This window comes from Pseudoroseomonas cervicalis, from assembly GCF_030818485.1.
GTDB classification, from domain to species: Bacteria; Pseudomonadota; Alphaproteobacteria; order Acetobacterales; family Acetobacteraceae; genus Pseudoroseomonas; species Pseudoroseomonas cervicalis_A.
In genome coordinates this window covers 2188884-2204994 of sequence record NZ_JAUTAJ010000004.1, presented here as the reverse complement: position 1 = coordinate 2204994, position 16111 = coordinate 2188884, and the positions used below count along the sequence as shown (strand labels likewise).

At 71.3% G+C, this 16111-nt stretch carries 16 protein-coding genes; 14 read left to right on the top strand and 2 right to left on the bottom strand.

Translation table 11 applies throughout. The features are described from left to right. Positions 1-25 precede the first annotated feature (25 nt). Entirely contained in the window at positions 26-532 is a 507-nt protein-coding gene (locus tag QE401_RS14205; protein WP_307138833.1) for a GNAT family N-acetyltransferase, read from the top strand. Here QE401_RS14205 and QE401_RS14200 read toward each other — a convergent pair. Further along, the gene (locus tag QE401_RS14200; protein ID WP_307138832.1) at positions 513-1358 is read right to left on the bottom strand and encodes a DUF2189 domain-containing protein; all 846 of its coding nucleotides are present in this window, start codon (positions 1356-1358) and stop codon (positions 513-515) included. The genes QE401_RS14205 and QE401_RS14200 overlap by 20 nt on opposite strands. Positions 1359-1554: 196 nt before the next feature. Here QE401_RS14200 and ccoN point away from each other — a divergent pair, with 196 nt between their 5' ends. From ccoN to QE401_RS14140, 12 genes are all read left to right on the top strand, one after another. Further along, positions 1555-3039: a cytochrome-c oxidase, cbb3-type subunit I gene (ccoN, locus tag QE401_RS14195; protein WP_307138831.1), complete on the top strand. Its 1485-nt coding sequence runs from the start codon at positions 1555-1557 to the stop codon at positions 3037-3039. 13 nt (positions 3040-3052) lie between these two features. Continuing rightward, positions 3053-3784 carry a cytochrome-c oxidase, cbb3-type subunit II gene (gene ccoO / locus QE401_RS14190; RefSeq protein WP_307138830.1) on the top strand — a complete coding sequence of 244 codons (732 nt, stop codon included), beginning with the start codon at positions 3053-3055 and terminating at the stop codon, positions 3782-3784. Between the two features lie 10 nt (positions 3785-3794). Further along, complete coding sequence (locus QE401_RS14185) at positions 3795-3977, top strand: cbb3-type cytochrome oxidase subunit 3 (protein WP_307138829.1); 183 nt, start codon at positions 3795-3797, stop codon at positions 3975-3977. Between the two features lie 2 nt (positions 3978-3979). After that, a complete protein-coding gene (gene ccoP / locus QE401_RS14180; protein WP_307138828.1) occupies positions 3980-4855 on the top strand; it encodes a cytochrome-c oxidase, cbb3-type subunit III in 876 nt (291 codons plus the stop codon). A gap of 6 nt (positions 4856-4861) precedes the next feature. Further along, the gene (ccoG, locus tag QE401_RS14175) at positions 4862-6349 is read left to right on the top strand and encodes a cytochrome c oxidase accessory protein CcoG (protein ID WP_307138827.1); all 1488 of its coding nucleotides are present in this window, start codon (positions 4862-4864) and stop codon (positions 6347-6349) included. A 13-nt stretch (positions 6350-6362) separates the two neighbouring features. Further along, positions 6363-6854 carry a FixH family protein gene (locus tag QE401_RS14170; protein ID WP_307138826.1) on the top strand — a complete coding sequence of 164 codons (492 nt, stop codon included), beginning with the start codon at positions 6363-6365 and terminating at the stop codon, positions 6852-6854. Beyond that, the gene (locus QE401_RS14165) at positions 6851-9217 is read left to right on the top strand and encodes a heavy metal translocating P-type ATPase (RefSeq protein ID WP_307138825.1); all 2367 of its coding nucleotides are present in this window, start codon (positions 6851-6853) and stop codon (positions 9215-9217) included. The genes QE401_RS14170 and QE401_RS14165 overlap by 4 nt, the downstream gene beginning before the upstream one ends. Beyond that, entirely contained in the window at positions 9214-9408 is a 195-nt protein-coding gene (gene ccoS / locus QE401_RS14160; RefSeq protein ID WP_307138824.1) for a cbb3-type cytochrome oxidase assembly protein CcoS, read from the top strand. Before QE401_RS14165 ends, ccoS begins: the two co-directional genes overlap by 4 nt. Next, positions 9405-9593: a hypothetical protein gene (locus tag QE401_RS14155; protein ID WP_307138823.1), complete on the top strand. Its 189-nt coding sequence runs from the start codon at positions 9405-9407 to the stop codon at positions 9591-9593. Before ccoS ends, QE401_RS14155 begins: the two co-directional genes overlap by 4 nt. Positions 9594-9823: 230 nt before the next feature. Continuing rightward, positions 9824-11806, top strand: a complete 1983-nt coding sequence (thrS, locus tag QE401_RS14150; protein WP_307138822.1) for a threonine--tRNA ligase — start codon at positions 9824-9826, stop codon at positions 11804-11806. An 80-nt stretch (positions 11807-11886) separates the two neighbouring features. Further along, positions 11887-12399 carry a translation initiation factor IF-3 gene (gene infC, locus QE401_RS14145; RefSeq protein ID WP_305123150.1) on the top strand — a complete coding sequence of 171 codons (513 nt, stop codon included), beginning with the start codon at positions 11887-11889 and terminating at the stop codon, positions 12397-12399. A 338-nt stretch (positions 12400-12737) separates the two neighbouring features. Beyond that, complete coding sequence (locus QE401_RS14140) at positions 12738-13532, top strand: SH3 domain-containing protein (protein WP_307138821.1); 795 nt, start codon at positions 12738-12740, stop codon at positions 13530-13532. A gap of 3 nt (positions 13533-13535) precedes the next feature. On the opposite strand, the gene QE401_RS14135 is transcribed toward QE401_RS14140, so the two are convergent. Further along, the gene (locus QE401_RS14135) at positions 13536-14261 is read right to left on the bottom strand and encodes a DUF1028 domain-containing protein (protein ID WP_307138820.1); all 726 of its coding nucleotides are present in this window, start codon (positions 14259-14261) and stop codon (positions 13536-13538) included. Between the two features lie 170 nt (positions 14262-14431). Here QE401_RS14135 and guaA point away from each other — a divergent pair, with 170 nt between their 5' ends. Beyond that, positions 14432-15994 carry a glutamine-hydrolyzing GMP synthase gene (gene guaA, locus QE401_RS14130; protein WP_307138819.1) on the top strand — a complete coding sequence of 521 codons (1563 nt, stop codon included), beginning with the start codon at positions 14432-14434 and terminating at the stop codon, positions 15992-15994. The last annotated feature ends 117 nt before the right edge of the window (positions 15995-16111 follow it).

The following is a 16111-nucleotide window of genomic DNA, read 5'->3' as shown; positions in this document are numbered from 1 at the left end:
CCGACCCGCAGCGTGAGCCGCCAGCATGACCGAGACCATTGCCCCCGAGATCCGCGACGCCCGCGAGGCCGATTTGCCCGGCATCCTGGCCATCTTCAACCAGGCGATCCGCGAGAGCCTGGCGGTCTGGCACACCGAGGAGACGAATCTGGCGGCCAGGCGGGACTGGCTGGCGCAGCGCCAGGGGCGCGGCCTGCCGGTGCTGGTGGCGGTACGGGGCGACCAGGTGCTGGGCTTCGCCAGCTATGGCGATTTCCGCCCCTTCGCCGGCTTCGCCGCCACCGTCGAGCATTCGGTCTATGTCGACCCGGCGGCGCAGGGGCAGGGGCTGGGCCGCGCTTTGCTGGCGGCGCTGATCGAGCGGGCCCGGGCGGCCGGGCTGCATGTCATGGTCGCCGGCATCGAGGCCGGCAACACCGCCTCCATCGCCCTGCACGCCAGGGCGGGGTTCGAGGAGGCGGGGCTGCTGCGCGAGGTCGGGCGGAAATTCGACCGCTGGCTCGACCTGCGCTTCATGACCCTGCGGCTGTGACGCCCGGGATGTCCGGCCGGTCCGGGTAGATGTCGCGATAGGCGTGCCAGGTGGCGTGGCCGATCAGCGGCAGCGCCACGGCGAGGCCGAGGAAGAGCGGCACCAGCGCCAGCCCGGTGAACAGCACGATCAGCCCGGCCCAGAGCGCCATCGGCCGCCAATTCTCCATCACCCCCTGCCAGGAGGCGATGATCGCCTCCACCGCCGAGATGTCGCGCTCCAGCAGCATCGGGATCGACAGCGCGCCGATGCCGAAGGTCAGCGCCGCCAGCAGGAAGCCGGTGGCGGTGCCGGCGATCAGGAAGGGCAGCAGCCGCTCCTCCCGCAGCAGGGCCAGCGGCAGCGCCTCCAGCGGCGGCGCGAAGCCGGGGCCGAAGCAGAGCGCGAAGAGCAGCCCCGCGAGCCGCACCCAGAACAGGTGGATCAGCAGCAGCGCGCCGCCCAGCAGGGCGAGCTGCGAGGCGTTGCGGCGGAAGGCGGCCAGCGCCTGGCCCCAGCCGCAATCGAGGCCGAGCTCGCGCCGGCGCGACGCCTCGTACAGCCCGGTGGCCAGCAGCGGCGCCACCAGGAAGAAGCCGGCGGTGGCGGGCAGGATGGCCCAGAGCGTGCCGACCTGCTGCGACAGCAGCGCCAGCGCCCAGCCGGCGACCGCCAGCGCCGCGCCATAGGACAGGCCGAGCCCCGGCGCCGCCCAGAGATCGTTCCAGCCGGCGGCGAGCCAGGCCCAGGGCCGGTCATGCGCCACGCTGCGCGGCGCCGGCAGGCCGGCCTGCGGCGCGGTGGCGTGCAGCGCCGCGTCCGGGCTGTGGATGGGCGGCGTGGTCATGGGCGGGGCCTCCCCGAAAGGGCCGTTGTTGCTGCCTGTGTCGCGCCGAGCATAGCGCGGCGGGGCCGGCGGAAACTTGACGCGCATCAAGGACAGTCCGGGGGGCTTCCGCTTCCCTGGACCCGATCGCGCGCCCGGAGTCCGACCGGAGGCGCCCGCAGCGGGGCGGTTTCCCCGGCAGACGGAGAGTTCAGCGATGCCAGAAGGAGGCCACGCCGCGCGCCTCGCCGCCGAGATCGGCAGTTTGCGGCAGGATAGCTATGTGGACGGGCCGATCCGCGCGATGGCCGTCGCCACCATGTTCTGGGGCATCGTCGGCTTCCTGGTCGGCGTGGTGGTGGCGGCGCAGCTGGCCTTCCCGCTGCTCAATCTCGACCTGGAATGGACCACTTTCGGCCGGCTGCGGCCGGTGCACACCAGCGCGGTGATCTTCGCCTTCGGCGGCAACGCGCTGCTCTGCACCAGCCTCTATGTCGTGCAGCGCACCTGCCGCGCCCGGCTGTTCGGCGGCAAGGAGATGGGCTGGTTCCTGTTCGCCGGCTACCAGTTCTTCATCGTCATGGCGGCGCTCGGCTATGTGCTCGGCGTGACGCAGGGCAAGGAATATGCCGAGCCCGAATGGTATGTCGATCTGTGGCTGACGGTGGTGTGGGTGGCCTATCTGGTCGCCTTCGGCGGCACCATCATCAAGCGCGAGGAACCCCACATCTATGTGGCGAACTGGTTCTTCCTCGCCTTCATCATCACGGTTGCCATGCTGCATATCGGCAACAACATCGCGCTGCCGCTGTCGCTCGGCCACGCCAAGTCCTACATCGCCGCCTCCGGCGTGCAGGATGCGATGATCCAGTGGTGGTACGGCCACAACGCGGTGGGCTTCTTCCTGACCGCCGGCTTCCTCGGCATCATGTACTACTTCATCCCGAAGCAGGCGGACCGGCCGGTCTATTCCTACCGGCTGTCGATCGTCCATTTCTGGTCGCTGATCTTCCTCTACATCTGGGCCGGCCCGCACCACCTGCACTACACCGCGCTGCCTGACTGGGCGCAGACGCTCGGCATGGTGTTCTCGGTCATGCTGTGGATGCCCTCCTGGGGCGGCATGATCAACGGGCTGATGACGCTCTCCGGCGCCTGGGACAAGCTGCGCACCGATCCGGGCCTGCGCTTCTCGGTCGCCGCCGTCGGCTTCTACGCCATGGCCACCTTCGAGGGGCCGGTGATGTCGGTGAAGGCGGTCAACGCGCTCTCGCACTACACCGACTGGACCATCGGCCACGTCCATTCCGGCGCGCTGGGCTGGAACGGCTTCATCACCTTTGGCGCGCTGTACTGGCTGGTGCCGCGGCTCTGGGGGAAGACCGAGCTGTACTCGAAGAAGCTGGCCGAATGGCATTTCTGGATCGCGACGCTCGGCATCGTTCTCTACATCACCGCCATGTGGGTGTCGGGCATCATGCAGGGGCTGATGTGGCGCTCCTATGACGAGCTCGGCTTCCTCCAATACTCCTTCGTGGAGACGGTGGCGGCGATGCATCCCTACTACGTCATCCGCATGCTGGGCGGTGTGCTCTACCTCACCGGCGCCCTGCTGATGGCCTACAACCTCTGGCGCACGGTGCGCGGCGAGACGGCGCCGAAGGTCGCCATCCTGCGCGCCCATCCCGCCCCCGCCGAATAAGGAACTGAAAAAAATGTTCCGCCGCTTCAGCCACGCGCTGATCGAGAAGAACCTGATCCTGATGGGGGTGCTCACCCTCATCACGGTCTCCATCGGCGGCCTCGTGCAGATCGTGCCGCTCTTCGCCGTCGAGACCACGATCGAGCGGGTGGAGGGCGTGCGCCCCTACACCCCGCTCGAGGTGATGGGCCGCAACATCTATGTGCGCGAGGGCTGCTACACCTGCCACAGCCAGATGGTGCGCCCCTTCCGCGACGAGCTGGAGCGCTACGGCCATTACAGCCTCGCCGCCGAGAGCATGTATGACCACCCGTTTCAGTGGGGCAGCAAGCGCACGGGCCCCGACCTGGCGCGCGTCGGCGGCCGCTATTCCGATGATTGGCACGCGGCGCATCTGCGCGATCCGCGCGCCGTGGTGCCGGAGAGCGTGATGCCGCCCTATGCCTTCCTCGACCGGCCGCTCGACTATCGCGACATCGAATACCATCTGCGCGGGCTGCGCGCCGTCGGCGTGCCCTACACGGAGGAGATGATCGCCAATGCGCGGCTCGACCTGGAGACCCAGGCGAAGCCCGAGATGGACAATGGCGGCTTCGCCACGCGCTATGCCCGCGCCCGCCAGGGGGCCTTCGACGGCAATGCGCGCGAGGTGACGGAGATGGACGCGCTGGTCGCCTATCTGCAGATGCTGGGCACGCTGGTGAAGTTCAGCGACGTCACGCCCGACCGCGTGCGGCAGCAGTGAGGGCCGGGCGATGGACCTGATCTCCCTCTACCCGATGCTGAAGACCGCCTGGGTCGTGTGGTTCTTCGTGCTGTTCGGCTTCATCCTGTTCTGGGTGCTGCGGCCGGGCAAGCGCCAGAGCTACCAGGCGATGGCGTCGATCCCCCTGCGTGACGAGGCGCCGCGTCCGCGGCAGCCGGAACGGAGCATCTGACGATGCCGACCAAGATCGAGAAGGATGCCGTCAGCGGCCGCGACACCACCGGCCATGAATGGGACGGCATCAAGGAGCTGAACACGCCGCTGCCGAGATGGTGGCTCTACGTGTTCTACGCGACCATCGCCTTCGCGGCGGTCTGGGTGGTGCTCTACCCGGCGCTGCCGATCCGCGGCGCCACCGGCGTCACCGGCTGGACCGCGCGCGGCGCGATCGAGGCGGAGATGGCCGAGCATGCGCGCCAGCAGGGCCCGATGCTGGCCGGGCTGCGCCAGGCGACGCCGCGGCAGATCATGGCCGACCCCGAGATGCGCGGCTTCGCCCTCGCCGGCGGCCGTGTCGCCTTCGCCAACAACTGCGCCGGCTGCCATGGCGCGGGCGGGCAGGGCGCGCCGGGCGGCTTCCCGAGCCTGGCCGATGATGACTGGATCTGGGGCGGCAAGCTGGACGAGATCCGCCTGACCATCCAGCACGGCATCCGCAACACGGAATCGGACGCGTCGCGCAGTTCGATGATGCCGCGCTTCCTGGCCGACGGGCTGCTGAAGCCGGCGCAGGTCAATGATGTGGCCGAGCATGTGCTCTCGCTCTCCGGCCGCGCCACCAGCCCGGCCGCGGCCGAGCGCGGCGCCGCGCTCTTCGCCGAGAACTGCGCCAGCTGCCATGGCGATCGCGGCCAGGGCAACCGGGAGTTCGGCGCGCCGAATCTCGCCGACCAGGTCTGGCTCTATGGCGGCGACAAGGCCGCCATCGTGCAGAGCATTTCCTATGCCCGCGCCGGCGTGATGCCCGCCTGGGGCGAGCGCCTGGACCCGGCGGTGATCAACATGCTCACCGTCTATGTCCATTCGCTCGGCGGCGGCGAGGCGGAGTAAGAACGGATGAGCCGGATCGATCCCAGGGGCGTGCAGCCGGCCGGGACGGAAGCGGGTTCGCTCTATGCCAGCCGCCAGAAGGTCTATCCGAAGGCGGTGCAGGGGCGGGTGCGCCGCGCCAAATGGGCGATCCTGGCTCTCTGCCTCACCCTCTACTACCTGGTCCCCTGGCTGCGCTGGGATCGTGGCCCGGGGATGCCGGGGCAGGCGGTGCTGGTCGACATCACCAATGCCCGCATCTTCCTGTTCTGGATCGAGATCTGGCCGCAGGAGATCTATTTCCTCACCGGGCTTCTGGTGCTGGCGGCGATCGGCCTGTTCGCGGTGACCAGCCTGTTCGGCCGCGTCTGGTGCGGCTTCGCCTGCCCGCAGACGGTCTGGACCGATCTGTTCATGTGGATCGAGCGCCGCATCGAGGGTGACCGCAACGCCCGCATCCGGCTCGACGCGCAGCCCTGGGGCCGCGGCAAGCTGGCGCGCAAGGCGGCCAAGCACGCCGCCTGGCTGGCCATCGCGGCGGCGACCGGCGGCGCCTGGATCATGTATTTCCAGGACGCGCCGACCCTGCTGCGCGAGCTGTTCACCGGCCGCTCCAGCCTCGAGACCTATGTCTTCTTCGGCATCTTCACCGGCACCACCTATCTGCTGGCCGGCTGGGCGCGCGAGCAGGTCTGCACCTATATGTGCCCCTGGCCGCGCTTCCAGGCGGCGATGCTGGACGAGAACTCGCTCGTCGTCTCCTACCGCGCCTGGCGCGGCGAGCCGCGCGGCAAGGCCAAGGCGGAAGGCGTCGGCGATTGCGTCGATTGCCGCGCCTGCGTGCATGTCTGCCCGACCGGCATCGACATCCGCGACGGCCAGCAGCTGGAATGCATCGGCTGCGGCCTCTGCATCGATGCCTGCGACGACGTGATGACGAAGCTGCACCGCCCGACCGGGCTGGTCGCCTTCGAGACCCTGGCCAATCTCGCCGCCAGCACCGCCGCCACGGCCGGCGTCGCGCCGGGCCCGGTGCGGCATGTCTGCGGCATGAAGGCGCGCCAGCCGGTGCGCTTCTCCCGCCCGCGCTCCTGGCTCTATGCCGGGGTGCTGGCCGCCGTGGCGCTGGTCATGCTGGGCGCCTTCCTGCTGCGCGAGACGGCGACGCTCGCCGTGCTGCGCGACCGCGCGCCGCTTTATGTCCGCCTCTCCGATGGCGGCATCCGCAACGCCTACACGCTGAAGCTCGGCAACCGCACCCGGCCCGAGGCGGCGCTGGCGCTGGTGCTGGACGCGCCGCAGGGCTTCCGCCTGCTGGTGCAGGAGGCCGAGACCGACCCGCAGGGCCGCCCGGTGCTGGCGCTGCACCGCGACGGCATCACCAGCTGGCGCGCCCTCGTCACCGCGCCGGCCGGGCTGCGGCTGGCGGAGAGCACCCCGCTGCGCTTCCGCCTGCTCGATGCCGCCGGCCGCACCGTGCTGGACGAGCGCAGCGTCTTCCTGGCGCCGAAATGAGGGAGCGATCGTCATGAAGCCGAACACCATCTCCGCCGGGGCCGGTTTCGATCCGCGCCGTGGCCGCTGGATCCCCTGGATCTTCGTGCTCGCCATGGGCGTCGTCATCGCCGTCAATGGCGTGCTGATCTGGCAGGCGCTCTCCACCTTCACCGGCGTCACCACCGGCCATGCCTATGATCGCGGCCTCGCCTACAATGACGTGCTGGCCGAGAGCGCGCGGCAGGAGGCGCTGGGCTGGCAGGCCAGGCTGCGCGTCGAGGGCCATGCGCTGCGCATCGCCATCGACGACCGCGAGGGCCGCCCCGTCCCCGGCCTCCTGCGCGGCGATCTCGAGCGCCCGCTGGAAGGCGGCGCCGTGCCGCTCACCCTGGAGGCCGAGGGGCCGGGCCGCTACCGCGCCGCCCTCGACCTGCCGCGCGCCGGGCAGTGGGAGGCGCGGCTGGTGCTGACCGGCCCGGGGGGGCGCGAATTCGACATCCGTGAGAGGATCGTGGTGCGGTGAACCAGATCGCCCCCCTCGCGCCGCGCCAGGAGGAGGCCAGCCGCGGCGCCTGCGCCCATTGCGGCGCCGCGCTGCCGGATGGCGCCGGCCGCTTCTGCTGCACCGGCTGCGAGGGGGCGCATGCGCTGGTCTCCGGCCTCGGCCTCGATGCCTTCTACCGCCGGCAGGAGACCGCCTCAGGCACGCTGCGCCCGCCCGAGGCGGTGCCGGAGAGCGATTTCGCGGTGCTCGCCGCCCCCGGCAAGGGTGGCACCCAGACGCTGGAGCTAATGCTGGCGGGGCTGTCCTGCGGCGCCTGCATCTGGCTGGTGGAGCAGGCGCTGGCGGCCGAGCCGGACGTGCTGCGGGCGCGCGCCAGCCTCTCCGCCCGGCGGCTCTCCATCACCTGGCGCGGCGCGGCCGCGCGCGCCAATGATCTGGTCGCGCTGCTGGCGCGGCTCGGCTTCCGCGCCGCCCCCTGGTCCCCCGCCTGCCTGCGCGCCACCGAGGATGCGGAAGGCCGCGCCTTGGTCCGCGCCCTCGGCATCGCCGCCTTCGGCATGATGAATGTCATGCTGGTCTCGGTCGCGGTCTGGGCCGGCGGCGACATGGGCGAGCAGACGCGCCACCTGATGCACTGGCTGGCGGCGCTGATCGGCCTGCCGGTGGTGCTGGTGGCGGGCATGCCCTTCTACCGCTCGGCCTGGAACGGGCTGCGCGCCGGGCGGCCCAACATGGATCTCGCCGTCTCGCTCGGCATCATCGCCAGCACGCTGATGTCGGTGTCGGAGACGCTGCGCAACGGCCCCTATACCTGGTTCGATGGCGCGACCGCGCTGCTGGCGCTGCTGCTGGCCGGCCGGGTGCTGGACCGCGCGGCGCGCCGCCGCGCCCGCCAGGCGGTGGCCGAGCTGCTGGCGCTGCAGGATGGCACGGTGCAGCGGCTGGAGCCGGATGGCAGCACCACCCATTGCCCCGCCGCCAGCCTGCGCGCCGGCGACCGGATGCTGGTGGCCAGCGGCGAGCGGCTGCGGCTGGATGGCGTGGTGGAGGCGGCGGAGGCGCTGCTCGACACCGCCGCCACCACCGGCGAAAGCCTGCCGCGCCGCTTCCGCCGCGGCGAGGCGCTGGCCGCCGGCATGGTCAATCTGGGCGATGCCTTCGCGCTGCGCGTCAGTGCCGCCGCCGCCGATGGCTCGCTCGCCGCCATGGCGCGGCTGCTGGAGCGGGCGGAGCAGGCGCGCGGCCGCTTCGTCTCGATCGCCGACAAGGCGGCGCGCTTCTATGTGCCGATCGCCCATGCGGTGGCGCTGGGTACCTTCCTCGGCTGGTGGCTGTGGATGGGTGTCTCCTGGCAGGCGGCGCTGGTGCCGGCGGTCGCCGCGCTGATCATCACCTGCCCCTGCGGCCTCGCCATCGCCGTGCCGGCGGTGCAGGTGGCGGCCAGCGGCGCGCTGTTCCGGCGCGGCGTGCTGGTGGCCTCCGCCACCGGGCTGGAGCGGCTGGCCAGCGCCGGCTCGGTGGTCTTCGACAAGACCGGCACGCTGACCGAGGGCCGCCCCGTGCTGCTGGAGGAGCCGGGCCGCCCGGCCTCGGCCCTGCGCGAGGCCGCCGCCATCGCCCGCGCCTCGCGCCACCCGCTCTCCCGCGCCCTCGTCGCCGCCTGCCCCGACGCGCCGGCCGCGCCCGAGGGGGTGCGCGAGATCCCCGGCCAGGGCCTGGCGCTCTCCGTGCCGGGGGGCGAGATCCGCCTCGGCAGCGCGCCCTTCATCGGGCTGGCGCAGGAGGATGAGGGGCTGACCCTGTGGCTGGCCCGCCCCGGCCGCTCGCCGGTGTCCTTCCGCTTCGCCGACCGGCTGCGGCCGGATGCGGCGCCCTCGGTCGCGGCGCTGGCAGCGCTGGGGCTGGAGGCGGAGCTGCTCTCGGGCGATGCCGCCCCGGCGGTGGAGGCGGCGGCGCAGGAGGCCGGCATCGGCCCCTGGCAGGCCCGCGCCACGCCCCAGGACAAGGCGGAGCGCATCGCCGCCCTCTCGGTCGCCGGGCGGCGGCCGCTGATGGTGGGGGATGGCCTGAACGACGCCGCGGCGCTGGCGCTCGCGCATGTCTCGGCCACCCCCCAGGGGGCGACCGACCTGGCGCAGACGGCGGCCGATTTCGTGCTGCGGGGGGAGGGGCTGGCGGCGCTGCCCTATGCCATCCGCGTGGCCCGGCGGGCGCAGCGCCTGGCGCGCGGCAATATCGCCTTCAGCTTGATCTACAACATAGTCGCGGTGCCCTGCGCCGTGCTGGGTTACGCCACGCCGCTGATCGCGGCGCTGGTGATGGCCTCCTCCTCCATCATCGTCATCCTCAATGCGCTGCGGGCGGGGAAGGTGAAGCCATGAACGCGCTGCTGCTGCTGGTGCCGATGGCGCTGTTCCTGGGCGTCATGGCGCTGCTGCTGTTCCTCTGGACGCTGCGCAGCCGGCAATATGACGATCTGGACGGCGCCGCCGCCCGCATCCTGTTCGACGATGATCCTGTCCGCGGGCCCGCCCCGCACCCGCCCCACGACACGCCCCGAGGCACGCCATGAGCCCCACCCGCATCTTCTTCCTGGTCTTCTCCGGCCTCATCGCCCTGCTCGGCCTGCTGCAGGCTGGGCTGTCGCAGGACGGGCCGCTGACCCTGTTTTCCCTCTGCCTCTTCGCCTTCGGCGTCGGCTTCGCCCTGTTCTTGGTGAAGCTGACCTATGACGAGGCGGAGGAGGCGCGGCACTGAGCCGCCCGCCCGTGATTCCCTGACGGCCGCCCGGGCTTCCCTCCCGTCCCGGCCCGGCCGGCCCGCCAGGGTCATGGGCGCGGCCCTGTCCGTTCACCGCCGGGCAGGGCCGCGCCCTTCTCCCGCGCCACACCCCACCCATGGGCCAGGCGCGGCCCTTTAGGCGTTGACGCATCTGCCCTGGGCGCTCATGGTCCGCCGCCCTGGAACCCATTGGGAACACCTGTCCGATGCCTGCGATCACGCTGCCCGACCAATCCGTCCGCGTCTTTGACGAGGCGGTGACGGGCACCACCGTGGCCGCCGCCATCGGCCCGGGCCTGGCCAAGGCGGCCATCGCCATGCAGGTGGATGGCCAGCTGCGCGACCTGTCGCATGTGATCGAGGGCGATGCCGCGATCCGCTTCATCACGCGGAAGGACCCCGAGGCGCTGGAGCTGATCCGCCACGACGCCGCCCATGTGCTGGCGGAAGCCGTGCAGGAGCTGTTCCCCGGCACCCAGGTGACGATCGGCCCGGCCATCGAGAACGGCTTCTATTACGATTTCGCCCGCAACGAGCCCTTCACCCCGGAAGACTTCCCGAAGATCGAGGCGAAGATGCGCGAGATCATCGCGCGCAACGCCGCCTTCCAGCGGGAGGTCTGGCCGCGCGAGCAGGCCATTGCTTTCTTTGAGGCGAAGGGGGAGCGCTACAAGGCGGAGCTGATCCGCGACCTGCCGGTCGATGTGCCGATCAGCATCTACCGCCAGGGCGAGTGGCTGGATCTCTGCCGCGGCCCGCATATGCGCAGCACGGGCGATATCGGCTCGGCCTTCAAGCTGATGAAGGTGGCCGGCGCCTATTGGCGGGGCGATCACCGCAACGCCATGCTGAGCCGCATCTACGCGACCGCCTGGCGCGACCAGAAGGAGCTCGACGCCTATCTCCACCAGCTGGAGGAGGCGGAGCGCCGCGACCACCGCAAGATCGGCAAGGAGATGGGGCTGTTCCACCTCCAGGAGGAGGCGGTCGGCTCGATCTTCTGGCACCCCAAGGGCTGGCGCCTCTACACCACGCTGCAGGACTATATGCGGCGGCGCCAGGAAGCGGGCGGCTACCAGGAGGTGCGCACGCCCCAGCTGGTGGACCGCAAGCTGTGGGAAGCCTCCGGCCACTGGGACAAGTACCGGGAAAACATGTTCATCGCGACCATCGACGATGAGTCCGAGAAGGACCGCGTCCTGGCGCTGAAGCCGATGAACTGCCCCTGCCACGTCCAGATCTTCAATCACGGGCTGCGCAGCTATCGCGAACTGCCGCTGCGCATGGCCGAGTTTGGCGCCTGCCACCGCTACGAGCCCTCCGGCGCGCTGCACGGCATCATGCGCGTGCGCAGCTTCGTGCAGGATGACGCGCATATCTTCTGCGCCGAGGACCAGATCGCCGCCGAGACGGTGGAGTTCGTGGCGCTGCTCTCGGCCGTCTATCGCGATCTCGGTTTCACCGATTTCCGGGTGAAGTTCTCCGACCGGCCGGAGAAGCGCGCCGGCTCGGACGAGACCTGGGACCGGTCGGAAGGCGCGCTGAAGGAAGCCTGCCGCATCGCCGGCGTGGAATATGAGCTGAACCCGGGGGAGGGCGCCTTCTACGGCCCGAAGCTGGAATTCGTCCTGCGCGACGCGATCGGCCGCGACTGGCAATGCGGCACGCTGCAGGTCGATTTCGTGCTGCCCGAGCGGCTGGACGCGGAATATGTCGGCGAGGATGGCAACCGCCACCGCCCCGTCATGCTGCACCGCGCCATCCTGGGCAGCTTCGAGCGCTTCCTCGGCATCCTGATCGAGGAGCATGCCGGGCGCTTCCCGCTCTGGCTGGCCCCGGTGCAGGTCGCCATCGCCACCATCGTGGACGAGGCCGCGCCCTTCGCCCGCGAGGCGGCGGCGGCCTTCCGCAAGGCCGGGCTCTCGGTCGAGCTGGACCTGCGCAACGAGAAGATCAACCGCAAGGTGGTCGACCATATCGAGCAGCGCGTGCCGGTGCTGGCGGTGATCGGAAGGCGCGAGGCGGAGCAGGGCAAGGTGGTGCTGCGCCGCCTGCCGGGCCGCGAGCAGGTGGAGATGAGCCTGGCCGAGGCGGTGGCCACCCTTGCGGCGGAGGCCACGCCACCCGATCTCAAGGCGTCGTCGGCCGCGGCACCCGCCATGGCCAACGCAGAGGTTGCAGCGGACTGACCCCTGCACCATAAAACAGTCTGATTTCGTTCCAACAGCGACAGGAGCCGACTCTGGCCCGAGGCCCTATTCCGAACCAATTGCCGCCCCGCGACGGACCGCGGGTGAATGAGGAGATCCGCGTCCCGCAGGTGCGCCTGATCGACCAGGACGGCGAGATGATCGGCGTGATGAGCGCGCGCGAGGCTTTGCTGCGCGCCTATGAGGTGGGCATGGATCTCCTGGAGATCAGCCCCAACGCCGTGCCGCCGGTCTGCAAGATCCTCGACTACGGCAAGTACAAGTACGAGCAGCAGAAGAAGGCCAACGAGGCCCGCAAGAAGCAGAAGATCGTCGAGATCAAGGAAATCAAGGTTCGCCCGAACATTGATGACCATGACTACGAGGTCAAGATGCGCGCGGCCAAGTCCTTCATCGAGGAAGGCGACAAGGTGAAGGTCACCCTGCGCTTCCGCGGTCGTGAGATGGCGCACCAGGATCTGGGCGTGAAGGTGCTGGAGCGCATCCGCACCGAACTCGCCGAGCTGGCCAAGGTGGAGCAGATGCCCCGCCTGGAGAACCGCCAGATGATCATGGTGCTGGCGCCCAAATAAGCGCTGTCTCGCCGTGCCGGCCGGGCTTCAGGCCCGGCGGGCGCCGCTTTCGGCCAGGCCATGCCCCGCCCCCTCCGGGCGCGGGACCACCCGGGCGGGCCTTCCCGCCGACCGGGTCTCGGGGCCAGGGCGCGGTTTCCGCGCAGCATCCCCGGCCAGGCTTTTCCCCCCCCCGCCTGCTTCCGAACCGGATCGCCCGCGCGCCAGCCGCCGCCACTTCATGGCGGCGATGCGGCGCGTCTGCCCTGATCCTGCCCGCCCGGCGCGGCATGACGGTTCCGCGACAGTCCGGGCAACCGGGCTGCGCCATGGCCGTTTGCCCGCTGGAGGTCCCGCGCATGAAACGATTCGTCCTGGCGGCCAGCGCCGCGCTGTTTGCCCTGCCGATGCTGGCCGGGCCGGCCGGCGCCGCGCCGGCGCTGGTCACCACCAGCCTGAACATGCGCGCCGGGCCGGGCACCGAATACCCGGTGGTCGCCGTGCTGGCCCCGGGCACCGAGGTCGATGTGCAGGGCTGCCTGGAAGGCTATGGCTGGTGCGACGTCGTCATCGAGCAGCAGCGCGGTTGGCTCTCCGGCGCCTATCTGCAGGCCCCGGCCCAGGCGGTGCCCCAGGGCGCGATCCCGCAGGGCGTGCCGGTGCCCGAGGGCGGCGGCGGCCTGCCGCTGGCCGGGGTGGCGGCCGCCATCGGCCTGCCGATCATCGCCTTCACCCTCGGCAATTACTGGGATTCGCATTACCGCGACCGGCCCTGGTATCGCGACCGCGACCGCTGGTCGCATGGCTGGGGCGGCAGGCCGCCCTCCTATGCCTATGCGCCGCCGCGCTTCGCCCCGCCGCCGGGGCATTGGCGCGGCCCGCCGCCGGGCCACCGCCCGGGCCCGCCCCCGGGGCATTGGCGCCGCGGGCCGGAGCATGGGCGCGGCGGCCCTCCGGGCCATTGGCGCGGCCCGGACCGGCCGGGCCCGGCGCGGCATGGCTGGGAGGGCCATCGTGGCGGCCCGCCGGGCCATCAGGGCGGCCCGCGCCGTGGGCCGGACCGGGAGCATGGCCGGGGTCCCGGTGGCGGTCCCGGTGGAGGCCCGGGCCGGGGCGGCCCCGACCGCGACCGCGGCGGCCCGCCCGGCCGCTGAGGCCTAGCGCCGCTTCGGGAAGGCGAGGTCGAGGCCGCGGGCGCGCCAGCCCGCCTCGATCATCGCCTTGTCGATCAGCCCGGAGGGATCGGCCTTGCGCGGCGCGAAGGGCAGCGATGGCGCGCGCTCCTTCCGCCAGATCCCGAGCAGCCGGCGCAGCTCGTCCAGCGGCGTCGGGTGGTCGTCCACCCGCAGGTCGAGATCGGGGAAATCCTCGGTGGTGACCAGCTTCATCGCCGCCGATTGCCGGCCGCGCCGGTCGCCGCCCGCCGCCTGGCCGGCATCGAGCGCCAGCATCAGCCGCTCCGGCAGGGATAGCGAGGCGGCGGAGCGGTAGCAGGACGCCGTCTCGGCCACCACGGCGGCGCCGGCCAGCATGTTGCCGGCGACGCTGAAGCCCGGGCCGGTCTCGCCGCCGGCCCAGGCGACGCAGCTCTCCCCGGTCCAGATCGCGGCGCGGCCCTGGCTGTCCACCGCATGCACCTGCCGCAGATCGCCGCCGCGGTCGCCGGCCAGCGCGCCCTGGATCGCGTCCTCCGGCGCCAGGCCGCGCGCCAGGCCGTCCAGCACCGCCGGCCCCAGATAGCGGTTGGTGAAGGACTGGGTGGAGACGGCGCCGATTCCGGCCCGCACATGCGGGCAGGAGGCGCCGACGGCGAAGGCGCAGGTGGTGACGGCAACGGCGAAGGCGCCGGTCTTGGCATCATGGGCGACGATCGACCAGGTCATGCAGCAGGGCTTCCTTGTGCGGTTCCCCTGACGGTGGCGGCGCCGGGCGGCGGCCGCAAGGGGAGCGGCCGCGGCAAGGCCCGGCGCGGCAGGGCCGCCATGCCAGCGCTGCAACCGTTGCGCCCGCGCGAAAGCCTTGCCTTGGGGGCCGCGCTGTGGTGGAAGCCCGCATGACCGACCTCTCCTCCCACGACCGCATCCTCATCCTCGATTTCGGCAGCCAGGTGACGCAGCTGATCGCGCGGCGCCTGCGGGAGTCGGGGGTCTATTGCGAGATCTGGCCGTTCACGGCCGATGCCGCCCGCATCCAGCTTTTCGCGCCCAAGGGCATCATCCTCTCCGGCGGCCCGGCCAGCACGGTGGATGAAGGCAGCCCGCGCGCGCCGCAGGTGGTGTTCGAGATGGGCATCCCCGTGCTCGGCATCTGCTACGGCCAGCAGACCATGTGCATGCAGCTCGGCGGGCGCGTGGAGAAGAGCGACCACCAGGAATATGGCCGCGCCTATGTCGAGGTGCGCGAGGCCTGCGCGCTGACCCAGGAGCTCTGGGCCCCCGGCGCGCGCGAGCAGGTCTGGATGAGCCATGGCGACCGCGTCGCCGCCCTGCCGGAGGGGTTCCGCATCGTCGCGACCTCCGAGGGTGCGCCCTATGCCATGGTCGCCGATGATGACCGCAAGTTCTACGGCATCCAGTTCCATCCGGAGGTGGTGCACACCCCGCATGGCGCGGCGCTGCTGAAGAACTTCACCCATGCCGTCTGCGGCTGCCAGGGCGACTGGACCATGGCCGCCTTCCGCGCCGAGGCCATCGCCCGCATCCGCGCCCAGGTGGGCGAGGGCAAGGTGATCTGCGGCCTGTCCGGCGGCGTCGATTCCTCGGTCGCCGCGGTGCTGATCCATGAGGCGATCGGCGATCAGCTGACCTGCATCTATGTCGACCATGGCGTGATGCGCGCCGGCGAGACCGAGCAGGTGGTCGCCACCTTCCGCGACCGCTTCAACATCAAGCTGGTGCATCGCGACGCCTCCGAGCTGTTCCTCGGCCAGCTCGCCGGCGTCACCGACCCCGAGCTGAAGCGCAAGACCATCGGCCGCCTGTTCATCGAGGTGTTCGAGGAGGAGCAGGAGAAGATCGGCGGCGCCGATTTCCTGGCCCAGGGCACGCTGTATCCGGACGTGATCGAGAGCGTCTCGGCCACCGGCGGGCCGTCGGTCACCATCAAGTCGCACCACAATGTCGGCGGCCTGCCCGAGGACATGCGCATGAAGCTCGTCGAGCCGCTGCGCGACCTGTTCAAGGACGAGGTCCGGGCGCTGGGCCGCGAGCTCGGCCTGCCGGAGGAGATCGTCGGCCGCCACCCCTTCCCGGGGCCGGGCCTGGCCATCCGCATCCCCGGCGAGGTGACGCGCGAGAAGGTGCAGATCCTGCAGAAGGCCGACACCATCTATCTGGAGGAGATCCGCGCGGCCGGCCTCTACGATGCCATCTGGCAGGCCTTCGCCGTGCTGCTGCCGGTGAAGACGGTGGGCGTGATGGGCGATGGCCGCACCTATGACAGCGTCTGCGCGCTGCGCGCCGTCACCTCGACCGACGGCATGACGGCCGATGTCTATCCCTTCTCGATGGAGTTCCTGACCCGTGTGGCGGGGCGCATCGTCAACGAGGTGCGCGGCATCAACCGGGTGACCTACGACATCACCTCGAAGCCGCCGGGGACGATCGAGTGGGAGTGAGGCGCGCCCGCCCGCGCTGACGCCGCGCGGGGGGGAGGCCTCCGCGCCGCCCGCCGCGCCTGATAGCATGCCCCGTCGCCCCGCACCGATTCGATCCTGATGGCAGGTCCCCGGTGC